Origin of the sequence: Nostoc sp. UCD121, from assembly GCF_014222285.1 — a bacterium.
In the GTDB taxonomy this organism is placed as follows: domain Bacteria; phylum Cyanobacteriota; class Cyanobacteriia; order Cyanobacteriales; family Nostocaceae; genus Nostoc.
Genome location: NZ_JACKZS010000038.1, coordinates 16,318 through 38,354 on the forward strand (window position 1 = coordinate 16,318; position 22,037 = coordinate 38,354).

Genomic DNA, 22,037 nt, shown 5'->3' on the forward strand with positions numbered 1-22,037 from the left:
GATTTAATTAGACAAATGTCACAACGAATCAAAGTATATTCATACTCGATATACCACTCGTCAAATTCATATATTGGTATTGCTCTTGCGGAAAAAGCATTGCAGGGTTTACCTGTTGATATTGAACGAAGACCAATCTATATACCGAAAGAGCGAGGTATAAAGGTAGTTGATTTACAAGGACGAAGTGAAAACGCTTTGTTATCGTCGTATCACAAAGAGGATTGTTTGCGGTGGGCGAAAAAGTACGGCATTGAAATTCGCCTTAAAGAACTTGAAGAATTTGCTAGGTGGGTCAAGCGTTGGGAGAAAATGAAATTTGGTCGGGAAGAACTTCCGGCGAGAGCTTATTACGCTGCTTGTGGAACTGGAAAGGAGCATTTGCTGGATGCAGCTTTTTTTCGAGCGTCGTACATCGATCTTCTTGATGTTAATGATGAGTCTGTGATTAGGAAAATTGCAAATGATGTTGGGTTGAATGGCGATCGCATTCTTGAATTAATTCACGGCGAAGCAGCAAAACTTGCAGCAGTGGCAGCCTTAGCTGAATACGAACAGTTTGGCTGTCCCGGAGTCCCGACTTGGGTAGTGGGAGGCGAGAGATTTTGGGGAAAAGATCGCGTTGATTGGGTTGTTGAAAAGGTAAAGCAATTATCTTATTAAACTTTTTTGTAGAGCAACAACAACAGCTTGAGTGCGATCGCGCACTTCTAATTTTTGCAAAATCGCATGAACATGCACCCTCACAGTCCCAGGTGTGATGTAGAGTACCAGAGCAATTTCTTGATTAGTTTTTCCGGCTGCCAACAGTGACAAAATTTCTTGTTCGCGTTGGGTTAGGGGATTGGAAAGTTTTGAGATATTTTCTGAGTTAGGTTCGCCAGGATCAGATGCAAAAGTAGAACGAATTTCTTTGGTTGCAGTTTCATCCCACCAGGATGCCCCAGCAGCGACAGAACGAAGTGCCAGCATTAATTTTTCTGCTGCTACTCCTTTGAGACAGTAGCCTTGAGCGCCTGCTTCAATTAATCGGGCAATTAGAGACTTTTGGGAGTGGGAAGTCAAAACTAAAACTGGTAACTGAGGATTTTGCTGCTTAATTTGGCGACAGGCCTCTATTCCGCCAATTCCTGGCAATCCTACATCTAGTAGCACTACATCGAAAGATTTTTGGTTAATTAACTCAATAGCTGTTTCTCCATCTTCGGCCTCAGCAATAATCTCTAAGCCAGTTTCTTGTTGCAATCGCACCTGCAAACCTAAACGAAAAAGTTCATCATCTTCTACTAGGAGAATTTTGATTGGGGTAGATGGCATCTCACACAGTAACAGAAGATTGAGACGGGTAAACGGGAAGCTTGAAAGCGAACATCGCCCCAAAAGGTACTCTGTTCTCTGCCCAAATTATACCGCCGTGGGCTGCAATAATTTGCCGAGATAGGTAAAGCCCTAATCCAGAGCCTTTAGCTTGGCGTTGGCTATGTCCCTGGTAAAATCGTTCAAATAAATGGGAGAATTGTTCAGGTACAATACCTGCACCCGTATCCAAAATTTTTACTACTTGATAAGAAGCTTGGGGTTCTAATACTATTTCCACACGCTCACCGCGCCGAGAATGGTTGATAGCATTAACTAAAAGATTAGTTAAAACTCGTTGAAGTTGTAATGCATCACCTTTAACCCATAGCGATCGCCGCCAATCAGAGTCACCATAGTTAAGTGAAAGATAAACGCGGCGGCTGGCTGCTAATTCCGAGAGAGTGCTAGCAGCTTCTTCTGCCAAAATAGCCAAATCTACAGGTGCTAAGTTCAGTTTTAAGCCTTCTGTATCATTACGATAAATATCTAACAAAGTTTCTAGCAGTTGTAAGGAAGTTTGATGGCTACGCGTCATTGTGGCTAAAACTTTTTGCTGTGCCGATGAGACAGCACCAAATTTTTCTTGTTCAAAGGCTTTGAGAGTTTCAATTGCTCCCAGCAACGGAGTTTTGAGATCGTGGGTGAGAGTAGAAGCAAAATCTTCACGCACTCTGGACAATTCTTCTTGAGCTTCTAGCTTGGCACGAGTCAGGGCGATCGCTTCTTCCGAACGACGTAGGCGATCGCTCAAAACACCTGTGACAATCAATGCCAGCGCTGCGATCGCTCTACTGGCGATCGTAGAAGCCTTCACGACTTCACCACCTGGCATTACAAGATTTAGCATGGTTAGGCATACTGCAACGAAGGTAGCTTGAAAAGTGCCACGTCTCCCTAACCAGGAGTTTGCTAACAAAATCGGCCCTGTGTAGAGATAGCCAAACACATATTCAGTAGGTGTAGAGTACTCCAGAATTAATGCAACTACAAATAGACCTGCAATTAGCAAAGATTTGCCTAAAGGCGATTCTTTATGAAGTAATCTAACTTTGAAATCTACCATTTAGGGCATGATGGTTAATTTTTTATTATTTTAACTAAAAATCATATTACCTAAATAAATTATACCAGATTATTAACCAATCAATGAAGCGTTTACCTAAAAACAAACGTCCTAAACGCTTAATATATATTGCTCAATAAACACCATGAATAAAAAATAAACGCTGTTTTATATCCTTCTATTACTTGTTTTAGCTCATATATTTAATTATATTAATTAGTAACAACTAGAGAACATTGTTCCTATTGTTCTCTTAAGTTGTAAGAATGCATTATTGCATTAGGTTTAACAAGTGTAAAAATTGTGAGCAACAGATGCCATTGCGGCAAAGTTTTAACTAGCTTATTCTTGCCAGAAAGTTGCATATTCATCGGCATTGTTAGAAATAATCAAGTCATACTCGCAAGTGCTGAACCGATCATCTGGCATGGAGATTATGTACTAGCTGTAGCTTTAAATTCAGCCTCAGTTCCTATGCTCAATTTTGTCCTTAACAAAAAGCATCCAGTTCGCTATTCAGCGAAAGAGTGTTTCATCAAAAATTCGACAATATAAAAATGTATCAGGAGCTTTTTTAAATTCATGTTACAAGGATGGATACAAATTGCATTGACATTACTGATAGTCATAGCAACTACTCCCCTACTGGGGAAATATATAGCTCGTGTTTTCATGGGAGAAAAAATACTCCTTGATGCAGTAATAAATCCCCTAGAAAAAGCTATTTATGTCTTTAGTGGTATACGTCCCCAAGAAGAAATGACAGGTTGGCAGTATGCCAAAGCAGTACTGTATAGCAATCTTGTCATGGGGATTTTAGTTTGTTTAATCCTGATGCTGCAAGGATGGTTGCCGCTAAATCCGACAAATTTAGGTGCGCCAAGTTGGGATTTAGTACTGCACACTACACTTTCTTTTCTCACCAACACAGACCAGCAGCATTATTCTGGTGAGACAACCTTTAGCTATGCTAGTCAAACTTTCGCCCTTGGGTTCTTGATGTTTACTTCAGCTGCGACTGGTTTAGCAGTAGGAATTGCCTTTATTCGTGGTTTAACTGGTAGACCATTAGGCAACTTTTACAGCGATTTGGTTAAGTCAATCACGCGAATTTTGTTACCGATATCTGTGATTGGTGGCTTGTTATTAATCTTGGCGGGTGTGCCAGAAACTTTGGCAAGCCCAGCCACAGCAACCACCTTAGAAGGTGCAACTCAAGTAATTGCCCGTGGCCCAGTTGCCCACTTTGAAATTATTAAACAATTAGGAGAAAACGGTGGTGGCTTCTTTGGGATCAACTCAGCCCATCCTTTTGAAAATCCCAACGGCTTTACAAACTTATTAGAAATGTGGGCAATGATTTCTATTCCCACAGCACTGATTTACACTTACGGCATATTTGCTAATAACCGTAAACAAGCATGGCTAGTATTTTGGATGGTCTTTGTCATCTTTGTCTTTTTAATAAGTATTGCGGCAGTAGGTGAATTTCAAGGAAATCCCCTTGTTAACTCACTATTAGGAGAACAGCAACCCAATTTAGAAGGCAAAGAAGTTCGATTTGGATGGGCACAAACAGCATTATGGGCAGTCATGACCACAGCAACTATGTGTGGTGCTGTTAATGGTATGCACGATTCTTTAATGCCTCCAGGTGGATTTGCTACTCTCTTTAATATGTTTTTGCAAATTATTTGGGGAGGTCAGGGAACTGGCACAGCTTACCTATTTATCTATCTAATTTTGGCGGTGTTCCTGACTGGGTTAATGGTGGGACGGACACCAGAATTTTTAGGACGCAAAATCGAGAAATCAGAAATTGTTCTAGCCAGTGTTGTTTTATTAGTTCACCCCTTTGCTATTCTCATTCCTTGGGCTATTACCTTCGGTTTTCCCAATACCCTTTCAGGCATTAGCAATCCAGGTTTTCATGGTGTTTCCCAGGTAGTTTACGAATACGCTTCCGCCGCCGCCAACAACGGTTCTGGCTTTGAAGGATTAAACGATAACACTCTGTGGTGGAACCTCAGCACCAGTGTCAGTATTTTGGCAGGGCGTTATATCGCAATTATTGCACTGCTACTTTTGGCGGATAGTATGTCCCGCAAGCAACCTGTTCCTATGACCATCGGTACTCTCAGAACTGACACTAGACTCTTCACAGGAGTTACAAGCGGAGTGATTTTAATTCTTGGCGCTCTTACCTTCCTTCCCGCACTTGTTTTAGGCCCCATAGCAGAGGCATTTCTGATTGCTAAAGGTGGATGAAGAGAGCAGGGGGAGCAGTGTTTCGACTACGCTCAACAACCGGGGCAGGGGGAAAATTTTGGAAGTTGCTAAATCATCCCGTAACTATGCAACGCGAAATATTCTCTTGTTTGCGCCTGTGCCTAATTTTTTTAAATTAATTAATCACCAATGACACCATCTACAAAACCGCGACAAGAACGCAAACATACACCCAAAGCCAAATCAGGCGGACTTTACATGCGTGCATTTCAGCAAGCATTTATCAAGCTGCATCCGCGTAATATGCTGAAAAATCCAGTGATGTTTGTAGTTTGGTTGGGTACGATCATCACAGCACTGGTTACAATTGCACCAAATTTATTTGGGCCAGCACCTGGTGACAACCCCAGATTATTCAATGGTTTAATTACGCTGATTCTGTTCTTAACCGTTGTCTTTGCCAACTTTGCTGAAGCTGTAGCTGAAGGACGAGGCAAAGCTCAAGCAGATGCCTTGCGATCGGCAAAATCCGATGCTAAAGCCAAAAAACTTCTTGCTGATGGTTCCATCCAAGAGGTTAGTTCCACAGCCTTACGTCGTGGCGACCAAATCAAGGTAATTGCTGGGGATATTATCCCTGCTGACGGGGAGGTAATTAAAGGTATTGCCTCTGTGGATGAATCTGCTATTACGGGAGAATCAGCACCAGTATTGAAAGAACCAGGTTCAGATATTGCTAGTTCCGTGACTGGAGGGACGCGTATCAACTCTGATGAACTGATAATTCGGGTCACTGCTGACCCTGGACAAGGCTTTCTTGACCGCATGATTAGTTTAGTAGAAGGAGCTTCTCGCAGCAAAACACCTAATGAAATCGCCTTGACGGTTTTGTTGGCAGTTCTTACTCAGGTGTTTTTGGTTGTGATTGCCACTTTACCTACGGTGTCAGTGTACGTCAACTCACCTATTAGTATTGCCGTACTCATAGCCTTACTTGTGGCACTGATTCCTACCACTATTGGCGGATTATTAAGTGCTATTGGGATTGCTGGGATGGATAGAGTTGCCCAGTTTAATGTAATTGCTACTTCTGGACGAGCGGTTGAAGCCTGCGGGGATATCAACACCTTGATATTGGACAAAACAGGTACGATTACTTTGGGAAACCGTTTGGCAGAGGAATTTATTCCCGTTAACGGTCATTCTATGGAGAAGGTAGCAAAAGTTGCTCTAGAATCAAGCATATTTGATGAAACTCCAGAAGGAAAATCCATCGTTAAACTGGCGGAAAAATTAGGGGCAGGATTAGATTTTGACCCTAAACAAGCAGAAGGCATCGAATTTTCTGCCAAAACGCGGATGAGTGGTACTGATTTAGCCAACGAGGTGCAAATTCGTAAAGGTGCAGTGGACGCGATTAAAGGATTTGTGCGATCGCGAAGTGGTTCCGCAGGAACTTCGCGAAGTGGAAAATTAACCCCTGAACTTGATACCACCTTTGAACGAATTTCTCGATTAGGCGGTACTCCATTAGCACTTTGTAAAAATGATGAAATCTATGGTGTAATTTATCTCAAAGACATCATTAAACCGGGAATTAGAGAACGTTTTGACCAAATGCGGCGAATGGGAATTAAAACCATTATGCTGACCGGAGATAACCGTATTACTGCATCTGTGATTGCCGAAGAAGCAGGAGTTGATGACTTTATTGCCGAGGCTACACCTGAAGACAAAATTGAGGTGATTCGGACAGAACAAGCCCAAGGGAAACTCGTAGCCATGACTGGGGATGGTACTAATGATGCTCCAGCTTTAGCTCAAGCAAATGTAGGTGTGGCAATGAATACAGGCACTCAAGCGGCAAAGGAAGCTGCTAATATGGTAGACCTTGATTCTGATCCTACCAAGTTAATTGATATCGTCACTATTGGTAAACAATTACTGATTACCCGTGGCGCACTCACCACCTTTTCTGTTGCTAACGATATTGCTAAGTATTTTGCCATTCTTCCTGCTATATTTTCGGGCATTGGTGTTGGCACTCTCAATATTATGGGTTTGGCAAGTACCCAATCTGCGGTTTTATCAGCTTTGATTTACAACGCTTTAGTGATTCCAGCACTCATCCCCTTAGCACTGACTGGGGTTAAATTCCGACCATTAACCGCAGATAAACTTTTGCAACGCAATATCTTTATCTATGGACTTGGTGGCGTTCTGATTCCCTTCATTGCCATCAAAATAATTGATGTTTTGATTGTGTCCATCGGTCTAGCTTAGTCCAAAACTCTGCATTCCAATTCACTATTTTAATTATGAAGAATGTATTTGACTTTATTGGCGAAAAACCAAATCGCATTTCTTTATCTCTATTTTTACTGCTTTGCTTGAATGTACTTTTAGCACCAGCAGTACAAGCCGCAACACCGTTTGCAATATCACGTTCTGCATCTTATGCTATTGCCCTTTTAGGACTCATGACTTTGAGTGTGAGTATTTATTTGTTCGTAGTCATTTTTCAACCGGAGAAATTCTAATGAGCCAACTAAATAAAGCTGTTCGTTCCACTTTAGCTTTGTGGTTACTAACAGCCTTCCTCTATCCTTTATTCATGCTACTTTGTGGACAGATAGCATTGCCTTTTCAGGCTAACGGCAGCTTAATCACTAACAGTCAAGGTACAGTTGTAGGCTCTGCCTTAATTGGTCAACCCTTTAATAGCGATCGCTATTTCTGGAGTCGCCCCAGCACTGTAAAATACAGCATAGCCCCAGAAGTTGCAAAAACTGGGGTGTCAGGAGCTAGCAACCTCGCACCCAGCAATCCTGAACTCCTCAAACGCATTCAAGTGGAAGTAGCACGGCTGAAACAAGCCAATATACAACCGACTGCTGATTTAGTTTATACTTCCGGCTCCGGTTTAGATCCTCACATCAGTATTGCAGCAGCCCAAACACAGGTGCGGCGTATCGCCAGCGCCCGTAATCTGAATCCAGCCCAAATTCAAACTCTAGTATCTCAAAACATCGATGGCAGATTCCTGGGAATTTTTGGTGAACCTGGAATCAATGTTTTGCAGCTAAATATGGCTTTGGATGCTTTACAGCCTGCAAGTTAACTTCTTGAGGGAGTCAATCAAAAAAGCAATTAATTGCTCTGATTACAGTCCCAATAAACGATTAACTCAAAAAAAGTAACCGTATCATTCTCTCCCAGCTTTCTAAATTAACTATTGCCAATTTACCTAATATCTTGTTCATGATTCATTCTCATACCTCATCTCCCGATAGTTCTTATATTCGTCCTAACCGACGCGGGAAACATAAGATTTTTATTGGTATGGCTCCCGGTGTCGGCAAAACTTACAAAATGCTAGAAGAAGCACATCAACTCAAACAAGATGGAATTGATGTAGTTATCGGTGTCTTAGAAACTCATGGACGCAAAGATACGGCAATGAAAGCTGCTGGAATAGAGGTAGTTTCCCAAAAAGCCTGCATCCATCAGAACGTCACTCTACAGGAAATGGATACAGACGCAATTTTGCAACGCTCTCCCCAACTGGTTCTAGTAGATGAACTTGCTCATACTAACGTTCCTGGTTCTCAACGAGAAAAGCGTTATCAGAACGTGGAAGTAATTTTATCCGCTGGAATTGATGTTTATTCCACTGTCAATATTCAGCATTTGGAAAGTTTAAATGACCTAGTGGCAAGAATTACAGGTGTGGTGGTGCGAGAGCGTATTCCTGATTATGTACTTGATGAAGCTGATGCTGTGGTTGTCATTGATGTTACTCCAGAAACTCTAGAAGAGCGCTTACAAGAAGGGAAAATTTATGCTCCTGAAAAAATCGAGCAATCCCTGAAAAACTTCTTTCAGCGTCGTAATCTTATTGCTTTAAGGGAACTAGCATTAAGAGAAGTAGCAGATACAGTTGAGGAAGAAGCAAACACTTCCAGCTTAGTAGGACAAAATTGCAATGTTCATGAACGAGTTTTAGTATGTGTATCTACTTACCCTGATTCCGTGCAGTTGCTACGTCGAGGCGCACGCATTGCCAATTATATGAATGCGCGACTGTATACTGTGTTCGTAGCAGATCCCGAACGTTTCCTCACTAAAGAAGAAAGTTTACATATCGATACATGCGAGAAATTATGTCGAGAGTTTGGTGGCGAATTTTTACACTTCAAGAGCCAAAATATCGCCAATAAAATTGCTCAAGTTGCAGTAGATTATCACATTACTCAAATTATCATTGGTGAGAGCCAGCAGTCTTCATGGAAAAGATGGCTCAAAGGTTCCTTCACACAAAGATTGATGGAGCTAATTAGGCATCAAAAAATAGATTTACATATTATCGCTACCGATAAATGAGTTATTCACTACATCTACAGACTTAAATATTATTGCCTCTTTGTTTATACCTGGTCTAACACATTAACTTTAGATACTGATTTTCTAGCTGCGACCTGACGAATAGGCAACTCAATCACAAACTCTGTACATTGACCAGCAGAATTATGAATTCTGGCTCCTGACTTGTGAATTCTTTTTACGATTGAGTTGTTGCTGGTTTTGAACGCTGTTGTTGATAAAAGCGGACAACTTTTTGCACATACTCAGCAGTGAAACCTTTGTTACAACCTGTATAGCTACCAGTCATCCACCAACAAGCTGCACCGCGCACAGATGCAATTTCATTATTATTGGTGGCGCGGAACTGATTGGTTAATTCACGGCGGGTAATGCAGGACACAACTTGGCGAGCGATCGCAGGATTGTTTTCAAACTGTGTCGGTGTCAGTTCTCGTTTGAGACAAGTTCTTGCCCAGCCTTTGAGGGTTTCTGGTTTCACTTGCCATTCGCTGTAATATCCATCGTTGGGATTCTTTGTTTGCGGTGCAGCTTGTCGCAATGCTTCTACCATCGCCGTAACTTGGGTATCAGAAACCGGCTGCTGTGCTTGAGCTAATAATGGCAATAGTCCGAAGCTGACAATAACTCCGTTGAGTAGTAATCCTATGGGTTTTTTGATCATTAAGATAACATCCTATGTGTTTACGCTATCAATTAGATTAGGAACCTACTAAATTTTCTATAGTATCAGGATCATTTGGTAATGCGGCTGTTAAAACTTCGCTACCTTCTGCGGTAACTAAAACATCATCTTCGATGCGGATTCCGCGCACATCGGCAAATTCGGTTAAACGTTGCCAGTTCACCACATTCTGATATTTTGAGCGAACATTGGCATCATTTAAAATTGCTGGTACTTGATAAAAACCAGGTTCAATTGTAACTAACATTCCTGGACGCAAAGGACGATTTAAACGAAGGTAGCCTAAGCCAAAGCGATCGCTCCTTTTCCGTCCTTCTTCATACCCTGCTAAATCTCCCAAATCTTCCATATCATGGACATCTAAACCCAGTAGATGACCAATACCATGAGGGAAAAACAGCGCGTGGGCATCCATCTCTACTAAATCTTGGGGATTCCCTTGGAAAATGCCTAACTCTACTAAACCTTCAGCTATAACTGTGGCAGCTAATAGATGAATATCCTCATACTCTACACCAGGCTGTATTCTGGCAATGCAAGCATCATGAGCGGCCAGCACTACATCATAAATATCTCTCTGGGTAGATGAAAACTTGCCGGAAACTGGCCATGTGCGAGTGACATCACCTGCCCAACCCATCTCAGTTTCAGCGCCAACATCGGCAAGTAGTAAATCACCTGGTTGCAAGGGGTGGTGATAGTGTTCGTTATGCAAAACTTCGCCGTGAACGGTGACAATACTGTTGTAAGAGGTGGTCATATTGTGGGCAATAATTACCCCTTCCATCGCGGCGCGAACTTCTGCTTCTAGTTTGGCTTGAGGTGTTGCTGCCATCCCAGCTTTGTGTGCTTCAACAGTTACAGCAGCAGCTTTTCGCAACTCGGTTAATGCAGCTTCATCGTGAGTGAGGCGGATAGAAGCGATCGCTTTCGCTAAATCTAAATCAATTCCTTGGGGAGGACTTTGGGGTAAAACCCATCTATTTAATAGCTGCGATTGTTGCGTCCATGTCGCTGCATCTTGTACGGCAAGTGTAACAGCATCTTCTACCCAAGACTCTAATTCTGCCATTGGCCTTGCCACATCTGCCCCAATCTTCTGGGCTATTTCATTGCGCGTTGGCATTTCTCCATGCCAAAGGGCGCTACTGGGCGATGGATCGTCCATGAATAGTTCTAGCCTGCCGGCTTCTAAACGAATTGCTGCATTTGATAATGGCAGTCCGGCAAAATAGAGGAAATGACTGTTGGCGCGAAATGGAAAAGGATTTGCTGGAAAGTTGCGGGGACTGTTGCTACCTGACCACAGAATTACGGGAAATTTAATGAAGTTTGCTAGTTTTTGCCGTCGGAGGCGTAAACAATCGGCGAAGGAAGTAGAAGTTTGAGGGATAAGCATAAATGGAAACCCAAGGTTATAGTTTTGCCTTTATTTAGTCGTTATCTTCTTTATCGTCATCGTCTTTGCGATTTTTGCGATCGCCATCATCATCATCATCATCTTTGCGATTTTTGCGATCGCCATCATCATCATTGTCGTTCTGGTTAGGTTGCAGAACTGGTTTTTGTTGCTCAGTTGGTGCAAGTGGCTGTGGTACTTCAACAGCACAACTAACTAATCCTCCAGAAATTAGCGCTAAGTTGACAGCAGCAAAGATGCTTCTGAAGATTTTTATGCTCATGTTTCGGTTTTCCTTGAACATTTACCCTAGTTTGTGGAGATTGTATTCCTAATTTATAAGGTACTGTATATGGCGATTTCCATTTTGATTAGGACTTACGCAAAACTACACGCGGTAGAGGCAATACCCTGCGGGAAGCCGCTTTGCGTCTACATGAATTGCCTCTACCGAAGAATAAAGGTTTGGGCTATTTTATTGCGTAAGTCCTGTTGCTGTAACAGCATGGCTGTCTGTCCTTATGAACCACTGACTGTATTTCACATCGAGAATCCCTATAGACTAATACGCTTGGGTTAAAGCTATAAATTTTTGTCTTTGGAACAAGGCGCAGAGGGTAGATACACAGAGAAACAATAAATGCTTAAATGAATTTTAGTGCGCTATAGGCGCGTAGCAATAGGCTTAAAAATAATGTTAATTAGTTGCATAAATCTCTAACACACTCCTGATAAGTATATTGCTGTCTAATTTTTAAGGTGACTCTAATGGGACAAATCATTACTCAGGTTGATGCTTTTACCAATAGACCTTTCGCAGGAAATCCTGCTGCTGTCTGTGTTTTGCCTACTCGCCAAAATGAACGCTGGATGCAAAATGTAGCGCAGGAGATGAATTTATCTGAGACAGCTTTTCTATTTAGACAGGATGATGGCTTCAATCTGCGTTGGTTTACGCCAACGATAGAAGTGCCTCTTTGTGGTCACGCAACCTTAGCTAGTGCCCATGTACTTTGGTCAGAGGGGCATTTGTCGCAGAATGAAGTTGCGCGGTTCTACACCAAAAGCGGATTGCTGATTGCTAAATTGCAAGATGAGTGGATTGAGTTAGATTTTCCTGTTAATCATTCACAAGAAACAATTGCCCCGCGAGAACTTAAGGCTGCTTTGGGTGTACCTTACAAATCCGTTTTCTTAAATTCTTTTGGCTATTTAGTGGAATTGGAATCTGAAGATTTGGTACGGCAAGTACAGCCAAATTTTCAAATATTAAAAACTTTGCCTATTTCTGAGATCATTGTCACCAGCTCCACCGACTCTGATTCTGAATATGATTTCGTCTCTCGTTTATTTGCACCAGGTTTAGGAATTGATGAAGACCCTGTAACTGGTGCTACCCATTGCTGTCTTGCACCCTTCTGGCGCGATCGCTTACACAAAGATGAGTTATTGGCTTATCAAGCATCTCGTCGCGGTGGAGTGGTAAAAGTACGCTATACCGGAGGCGATCGCGTTTTTCTCGCCGGACAAGCAGTAACTGTTCTGCGAGGTGAGTTATTTACCACTTTATTCTAAGTAAAACAACAGCATTTACTGTGAAATGTTATTGTTATTTGAGGCAATGCCATTGTTAGTCAATACAATGGCATTATTATTTGATGCAATAGCATTGTCATTCAATACAATGGCATTGCTAGTCGATACAATAGCATTGTCGGTTGATGCAATAGCATTGTCAGTCAATACAATGGCATTGCAGTAAGTTACATTTAGATGTGAAACATTCCCGCAGAGTAGCAGGAAAAAACGCCAAAATTATAAGGTTTAAATACCCGACTTTGAAGAGGATGAGGGTATCTTGTTCTTCATGAATGATTTAGGATGGCTGTAGACGTAAGTGAAGAAGCCTATATTTAGTTTTAAAATGTCTACTAAAAATACAAATAATCGAAATCTGTTCGCATCTCGTGACTGGCCAATCGAGCAATTACCTGGACTGAGCCACGACGAACAATCACAACTGCAAAATTGTGGGATTACTAGCACAGTAGCGCTAGTCAAACAAGGAAAGACTCTAGAGGCACGGTTAGCGTTAGCAAATAAATTACAAATTCATCTTCAGTATGTAAATAAATGGATGGCTTTAGCTGACTTAGCGCGTATTCCCAGCGTAGGCGTGCAATATTGTGGTTTATTGCTCCACGCAGGTATTGGTTCTGTGGCACAGTTGGCACAGACTCCCACTCACCGATTGCACCAACAAATTATGCGCTTGCAAGTAGCAACAATGCAGCGACGAGATTTGTGTCCAGCAATTGAGCTAGTACAACAGTGGAGTCAGCAAGCGAAAATAGTGTTGAATGGTAAGTAGGGAATGGGGAATGGGGGGAAGTTACAGTAAGTTTTTCCCCAATGCCCAATGCCCAATCTCCTAATCTTTAACCAAGACACCATTGAGGAAAATATCAGCTAGTCCTTCGGCCATTTCTTGCATTTGTTGGGGGGAAGCGTCAGGTTCGATAATGGTGTTGTTAGAAAAACCTGCGATCGCAAACATTCCTAAGAAAACTTTCGCAACTAGCTTTGCATCGGTTTTGCGATAAATGCCTTTATCCATTGCTGTTTGAAAGAATGCTTCGCCCACATCGGTCATTTTGGTAATGACTTCTAATTGAATGCGATCGCGCAAATCGGGGTGAAACTGCACTTCCATAAAACAAACGCGCATCAAATCGGCATTTTTTTGAAAGTTCCACATCCGGCGACGCATCACTTGAGCTACAGCTTTATAGCTGCCCATTTCACTTAATTCTGTTAGCAAATCTGTTAAAATTTCTACCCAGCCACTCGTGGCTACTTCTACTAAAATTGCTTTTTTATTGGGAAAATGACGAAATAGAGTGCCTTCAGCTACACCTGCCGCCTGCGCTAAATCACGGGTGGTAGTGCCGTCAAATCCCTGAGAGGCGAACAACCTTTGTGCTGCCTGTAAAATCCGGGTGCGCGTCTGAGCCTCTGAAGGTGGGGAAGAATTAAAAACTCGCATAACAGTTATGGTGAAATGTGCGGAACACGATTTGTAGCATTATTGTCTAACGTCAAGTAAAAAAGCTCAACAAGCTTAATACAAGATTAACGTCCTTTTGCTAAGTATCCTGTTTCTCAGGTAGTGTAACTTTATCTTAATTTTTGCTTATGAACCAGATCAGTCGGTCAATTTTGGATTTATTACGGCGGTTGTTTGTCACTTTGTTGGCTTTGATCGTTTTCTGGTGGGGATTACTACCAGAAATTGCTCTGGCTCAAACTCAAACTGCACCTCCTCAAGAAACCAAAACTCAAACTCCACCAGTTCAAAGTTCAATCCAACCTTATCTGGATCGAGTCATTAAACAGTTAACGGAGTTTCGCCTCGACAATGGTCTAAAATTCCTTGTCTTAGAACGGCATCAAGCGCCTGTGGTTTCCTTCCTGACTTATGCAAATGTTGGTGGTGTGGATGAGCCAGATGGTAAAACTGGTGTAGCTCACTTTCTAGAACATTTGGCGTTTAAAGGTACAACGCGCATTGGTACACAAGACTACAAAGCAGAAAAACCGTTACTAGAGAGATTGCAGCAGTTAGATACTCTAATTAAAGCAGCGAAAGCCGATGGCAAAAAAGATGAGGTTGCGCGGTTAGAAACTGAGTTTAAGCAAGTAGAATCACAAGCAGGTAAGCTTGTCAAGCAAAATGAATTGGGACAAATTGTCGAACAAGCGGGAGGTGTGGGTTTAAATGCCAATACTTCAACCGAAGCTACTCGTTATTTTTACAGCTTTCCTGCCAATAAGCTGGAACTGTGGATGTCGTTGGAGTCGGAACGATTTCTCGATCCGGTAATTCGTCGTGAGTTTTATAAAGAGAAAGATGTAATTTTAGAAGAACGACGGATGCGGATAGAGAATTCACCCATTGGACAAATGGTGGAAAAATTTGTCGATACTGCTTATAAAGTCCATCCATACAAGCGTCCAGTGATTGGTTATGACCAAGATATCCGCAATTTGACACCAGATGATGTCCAGAATTTCTTTAATACTCACTACGTACCAAGTAATTTAGCGATCGCTATTGTCGGAGATGTTAACCCGGCTGAGGTGAAAAAACTAGCGCAAACTTATTTTGGCCGCTATAAAGCAAAAACCAAAGCTGTTGAACAAATTCCAGTGGAACCGCCACAAAAACAAACACGGGAAGTTACTTTACAACTACCTTCTCAACCCTGGTATTTAGAAGGTTATCATCGTCCGGCAGTTACTCATCCAGATAATGCAACCTATGAAATCATTGGCAGTTTATTAAGTGATGGACGCACGTCGCGCTTGTATAAGTCTTTGGTAGAAAAACAGCGTTTGGCGTTAAATGCTCAAGGTTACAGTGGATTTCCTGGAGATAAATACCCAAACCTGATATTTTTCTATGCTCTCACGGCTCCTGGTCATACAGTTGATGAAGTGGCAGTGGCTTTGCGCCAAGAAATTGACAAATTAAAAACTGAGCCTGTAGCGGCAGTTGATTTGGAACGGGTGAAAACCCAAGCACGGGCGGGTTTGTTACGTACTCTCGATTCAAATATGGGGATGGCTCAACAATTGTTGGAATATGAGGTGAAAACTGGCTCTTGGCGGAATTTGTTTAAGCAGTTGGATGATATTTCGGCGGTAACGACGGCTGATATCCAAAGAGTGGCGAAGGAGACTTTTACGCCGGGGAATCGCACGATTGGGAAGTTGCTGTCGAAAGAAGGATGAAAAACGAACCGCAAAGGGCGCAAAGGGCGCTAAGGAAGAAAGATATGCAGAGATATAAGGTGAAGGGTAAAAGGCGGATGGGGTTGAAAATAAAGAATGGAAAGGGGTTAATTTATGCTTTGGTTGCTGTTTTTGCGTGTTTACTTTTAACTTGTAATTTTTCTTTGGCGGCGACGACTGAGGCAAAGCATTATAGTGAGTTGCAGTTGCCACCGCTACCTGAGATTAAGATACCCAAGTATGAGCGGTTTGTTCTCCAAAATGGCTTGGTTGTCTATTTGATGGAGGATCACGAATTGCCGTTGGTAAATGGGACGGCATTTGTGCGGACAGGAAATCGCTTGGAACCAATGGAGAAAGTTGGGTTAGCTGGTTTTACGGGCGCAGTGATGCGAACTGGGGGAACTAAGCAACATTCGGCTGATGAACTCAATGAGATGTTGGAACAACGGGCGGCATCTGTAGAAGCTAGTATTGGTGAAGGTTCTGGTAGTGCTAGCTTTGATGCCCTGAGTGAAGATTTAGAAACGGTGTTTGGGCTATTTGCCGAGGTGCTGCGATCGCCAGCATTTGCTCAAGAAAAGCTAGACTTGGCGAAAACTCAAGCCAAAGGTGGTATTGCTCGTCGCAATGACAATCCAGATGGGATTGCGACTAGAGAATTTAAGAAATTGATCTATGGGAAAGATAGTCCATACTCTCGCACCATAGAGTATGCAACGGTGGATAAAGTTGAGCGTGAGGATTTGCTCAATTTTTATCAGCAATATTTCCACCCCAATAATATAATTTTGGGGATTGTGGGGGATTTTGACTCTAAGAAAATGCGATCGCTCATTCAAGCTAAGTTTGGCGACTGGAATCGCAATCCAGGTATTGCGAAACCCAAATTACCATCGGTTTCGCCAGCTAATACAGGTGGAGTGTTTTTTGTCAATCAGCCACAATTAACCCAAAGTAGTGTGCTTATCGGCCATTTAGGCGGACGGTTTGACAGCCCCGATTATGCGGCGCTGGATGTATTGAATGGGGTGTTAAATGGATTTGGTGGACGATTATTTAATGAATTGCGATCGCGCCAAGGTTTAGCTTACTCTGTCTATGGCGAGTGGAGCCCCCGCTACGATTATCCTGGGATGTTTATTGCTGGTGGACAAACGCGATCGGATGCTACGGTGCAGTTTGTCAAAGCCTTACAAGCTGAAATTAAACGCATTCAAACTCAAAGAGTGCCAGCAAAAGAACTGGCTTTTGCCAAAGAATCTACACTCAACTCCTTTGTATTCAACTTTCAAGATCCTAGCCAAACCTTATCAAGGTTGATGCGATACGAATATTACGGCTATCCGGCTGATTTTCTCTTTCGCTATCAAAAAGCCGTTGCTGGCACCACAGCTGCTGACGTGCAACGGGTAGCGCGAGAATACCTCAAGCCAGAAAAGCTTGTGACTCTAGTGGTGGGGAATCAAACCGCCATTCAACCACCATTGACGCAGCTAGCAGCAACGGTGACACCAATAGATGTAACGATTCCTGGTTCGCAACCACAGGCGAAGAATTAATCCAAATTGCGATCGTAACGATAAGTAGAGACGCGATAAATCGCGTCTCTACTCATTTAGAAAGACAAACAAGTTCAGAATATAAATCATCGCTTTTAAAGACGAAAATCCTTTAGTTATGTCTTGAAAATTAGCCTTAAAAAGTTAAATGACTAAGATTTTATTGCAAAATACAAGTGATGGAGTCTGGATTTTTAGCTTAATGTTATCTCAGACTAGATCAATTAATATCACTAGATTTTGTGAGGTATATCAATAGTCATGATCTTAATATCTAACCTGCATCCTAATAGTGACGTGAATCTGCTCACCGAACTAACCGATTGGGAAATGAGAACTGTAGAAGGTGGAAGAAGAAGAAGATCGAGAAGAGACGATGAAGATACTTCTGGCACGCTTTCAACAGAAAATATACAAGAGACTGTTAATAATTGGTTAAGCAACATAGAACAGCAAATAGTAGACCTACGACAACAACTGACTGATTTACAATAATTTTGAGCAATAAGAATTTTATAGCCATTAGGCTCGTGCGCTCTTGATTAATCAAGAGCGCACGATTTTTTTGACAGATTAAAATCTAGCCCTACCGAATATCATGCTTATCTACACAGGACTTCACGAGTCTCAAAACTTTCATACAGTACTTTGATGAAATACACCCCTCTCGTCTCCAAGGTTCGTGACAGAGCAGGTAGAGTATTTTTGTATTTCACAAACTTGAAATATACTAATCAGCTATCAATGGGGTTCAGTTAAAGCTAAAAACTAAAAATGGTGTAGGTGTAGGTTGGGTGGAGGCTTTGCGTAACCCAATATTCTGATATATGTTGGGTTACGCTCCGCTTTACCCAACTTACGTCTAATGCATTATTTTAGTTTTGCCATGCCACTACTATTCTTCTTAACCCAAGCGTAATGATTTATGAAAAGTTAGACTCTCGACTTATCAAAGAATTTGTTAATCTTTAGCTCGCTAATTTTTACAAAAAATATAGGATGTTTTCTAAAGATTTTTTAAATAAAAGTAAAGCCATCAATAAAGACGCAATCCATTTATTTATGTCTTACAAATCAGGCTTACAAGCTTGATTTTTAGAAAATTTATGAATAAAAATGGAATCAGCAGTTAAGCAATCACAGCTTAATCGCTGCCTAAGTCTGTTGAAATGTGACAATTGTTTTAGGAGAAAATTATGGCGAGTATCGCTCTTTCGCAACTAAATACCACTGGTTCTGAACTATTCCAAGATTCTGAAAGCTTCCTCAACGACCTAAACAATGTAGATTCCATCACTATTTATGGTGGTGGTGATGGTGGTGATGTTTCTGATGTTGCCGATGGTGTCGAGCCACTTTTAGCTTATGGCATTAAGGGACAAGAGTTCGCATTGTTAGGCTTCGGAGCTAGCTTGACTGCACACATCCTCAAGTCATTTAGCGACTCTGATACTTTCTTGTAATTGACTACTGAGCGATATTGCTCTGTAGAATTTTTTGAATTAGCGATTAAGTAATACACGGCTTAATCGCTACCAAATCTGCTCAACTGTGACAATTGTTTTAGGAGAAAACTATGGCAAGTATCGCTCTTTCGCAACTAAATACCACTGGTTCTGAACTGTTCCAAGATTCTGAAAGCTTCCTCAACGACCTGAACAATGTAGATTCCATCACTATTTATGGTGGTGGTGATGGTGGTGACGTTTCCAATGTTTCCGAAGGTATCGAGCCGCTTTTAGCTTATGGCATTAAGGGACAAGAGTTCGCATTGTTAGGCTTTGGAGCTAGCTTGACTGCACACATCGTCAAGTCATTTAGCGAGTCTGATACTTTCTTGTAATTGACTACTGAGCTATATTGCTCTGTGTAAGTTTTTGAATTAGCGATTAAGTAATACATAGCTTAATCGCTGCCTAAGTCTGTTGAGATGTGACAATTATTTTAGGAGAAAATTATGGCGAGTATCGCTCTTTCGCAACTAAATACCACTGGTTCTGAACTGTTTCAAGATTCTGAAAGCTTCCTCAACGACTTGAACAATGTAGATTCCATCACTATTTATGGTGGTGGTAGTAATAGTGATGTTTCCAATGTTTCCGAAGGTATCGAGCCACTTTTAGCTTATGGCATTAAAGGGCAAGAGTTCGCATTGTTAGGCTTCGGAGCTAGCTTGGTTGCACACATCGTCAAGTCATTTAGCGAGTCTGATACTTTCTTGTAATTGACTACTGAGCTACATTTCTCTGTGTAAGTTTTTGAATTAGCGATTAAGTAATACACGGCTTAATCGCTGCCAAATCTGCTCAACTGTGACAATTATTTTAGGGTAAAATTATGGCTAGCATTGCTCTTTCGCAACTAAATACCACTGGTTCTGAACTGTTTCAAGATTCTGAAAGCTTCCTCAACGACCTGAACAATGTAGATTCCATCACTGTTTATGGTGGTTATGAGATTTCTAGCGTTGCTCATGGCATAGAGCCACTTTTAGCTTATGGCATTAAAGGACAAGAGTTCGCATTGTTAGGTTTTGGAGCAAGTTTGACTGCACACATAGTTAAGTCATTTAGCGAATCTGATACTTTCTTGTAGTTGACCACTGAGCTATATTGCTCTGTGTAACTTTTTGAATTAGCGATTAAGCAATCCCTAGCTTAATCGCTGCTAAATTCTGGTGCAATAAAGAGCTTTGAATAAACTGATCTGATTAAAAATCAGCTTTTTTGGTTATTAAAATCAGGATAGCCGATTGGATTAAGCAATTTAAAGCTTGATTATAGCAGTTGATCAATTTTATTAATTTTTTCCTGACTACCGAGCCAAATTATTAAGTAATTGATGCTTAATTATGCTCGCCTTGACTAATTGATCAATATTTTTGGGAATTTAAATTCATGTCAAAAATTACCATTTCTGATTTGCATCTCGATGATTCAGAAGGGTTGCTTATAGATATTAGCAACCTAGAGTACATCTCTATATATGCAGGTGCAGATGACGCTCTTGCTCAGATTCTTAACTATGGGTTGAAAAATCTTCATTTTGCATTGTTAGCCTTTACTATCTATGAAATTGCAGAGTTAGCAGAATCATTCAATACTCAATAAATAGTGCATCGATTCAAAACATGAAACATTCCTAGAGTTCTTTTAACATTTTATTGATTAATTCATACAGCCGAAAATAATAGGTTTTGTATGATAATCCACACATAGTTAGTAGGGATAATAGGTTGTTAATATATTAAGTATATTAACTGTTCAAGAAGTTTTAGTTGTTAACATTGATACTTTTCTGAAGCCATGACATTATTTGTATTGAGTTCTCAAAATGCTTTTGATTATCTGATTCTTCAAGGATTATGTACTCAAGATGAAAAGTCTTTAAGCAAAATCGAGCTAATACCTGCTAAGAACTTTAACTTATTAATCAGCTTACCAGATAACCGAAAATTCCTAATTAAGCAAGAGCCTCACAAAAGAGAGGGAAAGACTGCTGGCGAGTTTTTAAAAGAATGGCGAGTTCACAAATTTTTGCAAACTTTCCCAGAACTAAGCGACATTCGTTCATATTTTTCAGAAGCAGTACATTTTGATCCTGAAAATTCAGTCTTTGTTTTCAATTATCTAACTAACTATCGGGATTTAATGGATTTTTATGTGGAAAGGAATTTGAATTTATTTCCTGTAGAGATTGCAATGGTAGTTGGAACTACTTTGGCATCTATCCATCGCCTATCTATTGGCCGTCAAGAGTATCAAGACTTTTTCCTAAATAACAATATATTCGGTCAAGGAACTCCTAACCTAAATCTTGGAATGGATAGAGTTTCCCCGGCAGTTTTTGGCAAGTTGCCTACCGATGGACTAAAATTTTTGTCTCTTTATCAACGTTATGATAGTCTAGGGCAGGCGATCGCAGAGTTGAGTAATGCCTTCACTCCCTGTTGTTTAACTCATAACGATCTGAAACTAAACAATATTCTCCTTTCTCTGAATTGGGAAGAAGCTGCTTTTAATGAATCGTCCTCAGATGAGAGTATTATTCGATTGATTGATTGGGAACGTGGCGCTTGGGGAGATCCAGCTAGTGATTTAGGAACACTGATAGCCAGCTATCTACAACTTTGGCTACACAGCATGATTACTAGTAAAACAATGGCGATTCAAGAGTCTTTACGTCTAGCAACAACTCCTCTACATTTGCTGCAACCTTCCATTAGAGAGTTGGTAATTGCTTATCTCTCTGTTTTCCCCGAAATTATAGAACATCGTCCTGATTTTTTACCGAGAGTTATGCAGTTTTGCGGTTTCGCTTTGATTAAATCTATTCAAGCCAAACTCCAGCACGAAAAAACTTTTGGTAATAAAGGTATTTGCATACTCCAGGTTGCTAAGAGTTTATTATGTCGTCCAGAAGCATCGATACCAACAATTTTTGGTGTAGATGCATCAGCCCTCTCTCCTATTAACTTATCTCCCGCTTCAAAATAAATTCCAAGTCAACAAGGGGACGCAAACATTTTTTGTTTGTCTGTCCCTATCTCTCCACATTATTGAC

At 41.2% G+C, this 22,037-nt stretch carries 23 protein-coding genes; 17 read left to right on the top strand and 6 right to left on the bottom strand.

Features of this window, described 5'->3' with window-relative positions; genetic code table 11:
- Nucleotides 1-15: 15 nt before the first annotated feature.
- Nucleotides 16-663 (top strand): DsbA family protein, encoded by a 648-nt coding sequence (locus GNF10_RS10930; RefSeq protein ID WP_185586801.1) that lies wholly within the window; start codon nucleotides 16-18, stop codon nucleotides 661-663.
- Here the strand turns inward: GNF10_RS10930 and GNF10_RS10935 are convergent.
- Nucleotides 652-1,317 (bottom strand): response regulator transcription factor, encoded by a 666-nt coding sequence (locus GNF10_RS10935; RefSeq protein WP_185586803.1) that lies wholly within the window; start codon nucleotides 1,315-1,317, stop codon nucleotides 652-654. The two genes, GNF10_RS10930 and GNF10_RS10935, sit on opposite strands and share 12 nt — an antisense overlap.
- 1 nt (nucleotide 1,318) lies before the next feature.
- Nucleotides 1,319-2,422 carry a sensor histidine kinase KdpD gene (locus tag GNF10_RS10940; protein WP_185586805.1) on the bottom strand — a complete coding sequence of 368 codons (1,104 nt, stop codon included), beginning with the start codon at nucleotides 2,420-2,422 and terminating at the stop codon, nucleotides 1,319-1,321.
- A 582-nt stretch (nucleotides 2,423-3,004) separates the two neighbouring features.
- On the opposite strand from GNF10_RS10940, the gene kdpA reads away from it, so the two are divergent.
- The 5 genes from kdpA to GNF10_RS10965 all read left to right on the top strand — a co-directional run bounded on the left by kdpA (nucleotide 3,005) and on the right by GNF10_RS10965 (nucleotide 9,034).
- Complete coding sequence (gene kdpA, locus GNF10_RS10945) at nucleotides 3,005-4,690, top strand: potassium-transporting ATPase subunit KdpA (protein ID WP_185585164.1); 1,686 nt, start codon at nucleotides 3,005-3,007, stop codon at nucleotides 4,688-4,690.
- A gap of 150 nt (nucleotides 4,691-4,840) precedes the next feature.
- Nucleotides 4,841-6,934: a potassium-transporting ATPase subunit KdpB gene (gene kdpB, locus GNF10_RS10950; protein ID WP_185585163.1), complete on the top strand. Its 2,094-nt coding sequence runs from the start codon at nucleotides 4,841-4,843 to the stop codon at nucleotides 6,932-6,934.
- A 35-nt stretch (nucleotides 6,935-6,969) separates the two neighbouring features.
- Nucleotides 6,970-7,191, top strand: a complete 222-nt coding sequence (locus GNF10_RS10955; protein ID WP_185585162.1) for a potassium-transporting ATPase subunit F — start codon at nucleotides 6,970-6,972, stop codon at nucleotides 7,189-7,191.
- Entirely contained in the window at nucleotides 7,191-7,772 is a 582-nt protein-coding gene (gene kdpC / locus GNF10_RS10960) for a K(+)-transporting ATPase subunit C (RefSeq protein ID WP_185585161.1), read from the top strand. The genes GNF10_RS10955 and kdpC overlap by 1 nt, the downstream gene beginning before the upstream one ends.
- A gap of 140 nt (nucleotides 7,773-7,912) precedes the next feature.
- Nucleotides 7,913-9,034, top strand: a complete 1,122-nt coding sequence (locus tag GNF10_RS10965; RefSeq protein ID WP_185585160.1) for a sensor protein KdpD — start codon at nucleotides 7,913-7,915, stop codon at nucleotides 9,032-9,034.
- A gap of 178 nt (nucleotides 9,035-9,212) precedes the next feature.
- On the opposite strand, the gene GNF10_RS10970 is transcribed toward GNF10_RS10965, so the two are convergent.
- From GNF10_RS10970 to GNF10_RS10980, 3 genes are read right to left on the bottom strand one after another with little or no spacing between them, the layout of a single operon-like run.
- Nucleotides 9,213-9,698: a hypothetical protein gene (locus GNF10_RS10970; RefSeq protein WP_185585159.1), complete on the bottom strand. Its 486-nt coding sequence runs from the start codon at nucleotides 9,696-9,698 to the stop codon at nucleotides 9,213-9,215.
- A 37-nt stretch (nucleotides 9,699-9,735) separates the two neighbouring features.
- A complete protein-coding gene (locus GNF10_RS10975) occupies nucleotides 9,736-11,118 on the bottom strand; it encodes an aminopeptidase P family protein (protein WP_185585158.1) in 1,383 nt (460 codons plus the stop codon).
- A gap of 34 nt (nucleotides 11,119-11,152) precedes the next feature.
- The gene (locus tag GNF10_RS10980; protein WP_185585157.1) at nucleotides 11,153-11,401 is read right to left on the bottom strand and encodes a hypothetical protein; all 249 of its coding nucleotides are present in this window, start codon (nucleotides 11,399-11,401) and stop codon (nucleotides 11,153-11,155) included.
- A gap of 485 nt (nucleotides 11,402-11,886) precedes the next feature.
- Here GNF10_RS10980 and GNF10_RS10985 point away from each other — a divergent pair, with 485 nt between their 5' ends.
- Nucleotides 11,887-12,693: a PhzF family phenazine biosynthesis protein gene (locus tag GNF10_RS10985; RefSeq protein WP_185585156.1), complete on the top strand. Its 807-nt coding sequence runs from the start codon at nucleotides 11,887-11,889 to the stop codon at nucleotides 12,691-12,693.
- A gap of 349 nt (nucleotides 12,694-13,042) precedes the next feature.
- The gene (locus GNF10_RS10990) at nucleotides 13,043-13,489 is read left to right on the top strand and encodes a DUF4332 domain-containing protein (protein ID WP_185585155.1); all 447 of its coding nucleotides are present in this window, start codon (nucleotides 13,043-13,045) and stop codon (nucleotides 13,487-13,489) included.
- Nucleotides 13,490-13,549: 60 nt separating this feature from the next.
- Here GNF10_RS10990 and GNF10_RS10995 read toward each other — a convergent pair whose 3' ends face one another.
- The gene (locus GNF10_RS10995; RefSeq protein WP_185585154.1) at nucleotides 13,550-14,164 is read right to left on the bottom strand and encodes a TetR/AcrR family transcriptional regulator; all 615 of its coding nucleotides are present in this window, start codon (nucleotides 14,162-14,164) and stop codon (nucleotides 13,550-13,552) included.
- A gap of 149 nt (nucleotides 14,165-14,313) precedes the next feature.
- On the opposite strand from GNF10_RS10995, the gene GNF10_RS11000 reads away from it, so the two are divergent.
- The 9 genes from GNF10_RS11000 (at nucleotide 14,314) to GNF10_RS11040 (ending at nucleotide 21,970) form a co-directional block, all read left to right on the top strand.
- Nucleotides 14,314-15,912 carry a pitrilysin family protein gene (locus tag GNF10_RS11000; protein ID WP_185585153.1) on the top strand — a complete coding sequence of 533 codons (1,599 nt, stop codon included), beginning with the start codon at nucleotides 14,314-14,316 and terminating at the stop codon, nucleotides 15,910-15,912.
- A 77-nt stretch (nucleotides 15,913-15,989) separates the two neighbouring features.
- Nucleotides 15,990-17,474 carry a pitrilysin family protein gene (locus GNF10_RS11005; RefSeq protein WP_185585165.1) on the top strand — a complete coding sequence of 495 codons (1,485 nt, stop codon included), beginning with the start codon at nucleotides 15,990-15,992 and terminating at the stop codon, nucleotides 17,472-17,474.
- Between the two features lie 261 nt (nucleotides 17,475-17,735).
- Nucleotides 17,736-17,969, top strand: coding sequence for a hypothetical protein (locus GNF10_RS11010; RefSeq protein ID WP_185585152.1), 234 nt, complete (start codon nucleotides 17,736-17,738; stop codon nucleotides 17,967-17,969).
- Nucleotides 17,970-18,670: 701 nt separating this feature from the next.
- Nucleotides 18,671-18,937 (top strand): hypothetical protein, encoded by a 267-nt coding sequence (locus GNF10_RS11015; protein WP_185585649.1) that lies wholly within the window; start codon nucleotides 18,671-18,673, stop codon nucleotides 18,935-18,937.
- Nucleotides 18,938-19,050: 113 nt separating this feature from the next.
- Nucleotides 19,051-19,317: a hypothetical protein gene (locus tag GNF10_RS11020; RefSeq protein WP_185585648.1), complete on the top strand. Its 267-nt coding sequence runs from the start codon at nucleotides 19,051-19,053 to the stop codon at nucleotides 19,315-19,317.
- Between the two features lie 114 nt (nucleotides 19,318-19,431).
- The gene (locus tag GNF10_RS11025; RefSeq protein WP_185585647.1) at nucleotides 19,432-19,698 is read left to right on the top strand and encodes a hypothetical protein; all 267 of its coding nucleotides are present in this window, start codon (nucleotides 19,432-19,434) and stop codon (nucleotides 19,696-19,698) included.
- Between the two features lie 113 nt (nucleotides 19,699-19,811).
- Nucleotides 19,812-20,069, top strand: coding sequence for a hypothetical protein (locus GNF10_RS11030; RefSeq protein ID WP_185585646.1), 258 nt, complete (start codon nucleotides 19,812-19,814; stop codon nucleotides 20,067-20,069).
- Between the two features lie 302 nt (nucleotides 20,070-20,371).
- A complete protein-coding gene (locus GNF10_RS11035; protein WP_185585645.1) occupies nucleotides 20,372-20,584 on the top strand; it encodes a hypothetical protein in 213 nt (70 codons plus the stop codon).
- A 195-nt stretch (nucleotides 20,585-20,779) separates the two neighbouring features.
- On the top strand, nucleotides 20,780-21,970 hold the full coding sequence (locus tag GNF10_RS11040) for a phosphotransferase (protein WP_185585644.1): 1,191 nt from the start codon (nucleotides 20,780-20,782) through the stop codon (nucleotides 21,968-21,970).
- The last annotated feature ends 67 nt before the right edge of the window (nucleotides 21,971-22,037 follow it).

Excerpts from the sequence above, each read along its gene's own strand:
- GNF10_RS11035 (WP_185585645.1), top strand. The coding sequence starts at position 20,372 with ATGTCAAAAATTACCATTTCTGATTTGCATCTCGATGATTCAGAAGGG.
- GNF10_RS10930 (WP_185586801.1), top strand. The coding sequence starts at position 16 with ATGTCACAACGAATCAAAGTATATTCATACTCGATATACCACTCGTCA.
- GNF10_RS10940 (WP_185586805.1), bottom strand. The coding sequence starts at position 2,422 with ATGGTAGATTTCAAAGTTAGATTACTTCATAAAGAATCGCCTTTAGGC.
- kdpB (WP_185585163.1), top strand. The coding sequence starts at position 4,841 with ATGACACCATCTACAAAACCGCGACAAGAACGCAAACATACACCCAAA.
- GNF10_RS11000 (WP_185585153.1), top strand. The coding sequence starts at position 14,314 with ATGAACCAGATCAGTCGGTCAATTTTGGATTTATTACGGCGGTTGTTT.
- GNF10_RS11015 (WP_185585649.1), top strand. The coding sequence starts at position 18,671 with ATGGCGAGTATCGCTCTTTCGCAACTAAATACCACTGGTTCTGAACTA.
- GNF10_RS10955 (WP_185585162.1), top strand. The coding sequence starts at position 6,970 with ATGAAGAATGTATTTGACTTTATTGGCGAAAAACCAAATCGCATTTCT.
- GNF10_RS11020 (WP_185585648.1), top strand. The coding sequence starts at position 19,051 with ATGGCAAGTATCGCTCTTTCGCAACTAAATACCACTGGTTCTGAACTG.
- GNF10_RS10975 (WP_185585158.1), bottom strand. The coding sequence starts at position 11,118 with ATGCTTATCCCTCAAACTTCTACTTCCTTCGCCGATTGTTTACGCCTC.
- kdpA (WP_185585164.1), top strand. The coding sequence starts at position 3,005 with ATGTTACAAGGATGGATACAAATTGCATTGACATTACTGATAGTCATA.
- kdpC (WP_185585161.1), top strand. The coding sequence starts at position 7,191 with ATGAGCCAACTAAATAAAGCTGTTCGTTCCACTTTAGCTTTGTGGTTA.
- GNF10_RS11010 (WP_185585152.1), top strand. The coding sequence starts at position 17,736 with ATGATCTTAATATCTAACCTGCATCCTAATAGTGACGTGAATCTGCTC.
- GNF10_RS10990 (WP_185585155.1), top strand. The coding sequence starts at position 13,043 with ATGTCTACTAAAAATACAAATAATCGAAATCTGTTCGCATCTCGTGAC.
- GNF10_RS10985 (WP_185585156.1), top strand. The coding sequence starts at position 11,887 with ATGGGACAAATCATTACTCAGGTTGATGCTTTTACCAATAGACCTTTC.
- GNF10_RS10995 (WP_185585154.1), bottom strand. The coding sequence starts at position 14,164 with ATGCGAGTTTTTAATTCTTCCCCACCTTCAGAGGCTCAGACGCGCACC.
- GNF10_RS11005 (WP_185585165.1), top strand. The coding sequence starts at position 15,990 with ATGGGGTTGAAAATAAAGAATGGAAAGGGGTTAATTTATGCTTTGGTT.
- GNF10_RS11040 (WP_185585644.1), top strand. The coding sequence starts at position 20,780 with ATGACATTATTTGTATTGAGTTCTCAAAATGCTTTTGATTATCTGATT.
- GNF10_RS11025 (WP_185585647.1), top strand. The coding sequence starts at position 19,432 with ATGGCGAGTATCGCTCTTTCGCAACTAAATACCACTGGTTCTGAACTG.
- GNF10_RS10935 (WP_185586803.1), bottom strand. The coding sequence starts at position 1,317 with ATGCCATCTACCCCAATCAAAATTCTCCTAGTAGAAGATGATGAACTT.
- GNF10_RS10965 (WP_185585160.1), top strand. The coding sequence starts at position 7,913 with ATGATTCATTCTCATACCTCATCTCCCGATAGTTCTTATATTCGTCCT.
- GNF10_RS10980 (WP_185585157.1), bottom strand. The coding sequence starts at position 11,401 with ATGAGCATAAAAATCTTCAGAAGCATCTTTGCTGCTGTCAACTTAGCG.
- GNF10_RS10970 (WP_185585159.1), bottom strand. The coding sequence starts at position 9,698 with ATGATCAAAAAACCCATAGGATTACTACTCAACGGAGTTATTGTCAGC.
- GNF10_RS11030 (WP_185585646.1), top strand. The coding sequence starts at position 19,812 with ATGGCTAGCATTGCTCTTTCGCAACTAAATACCACTGGTTCTGAACTG.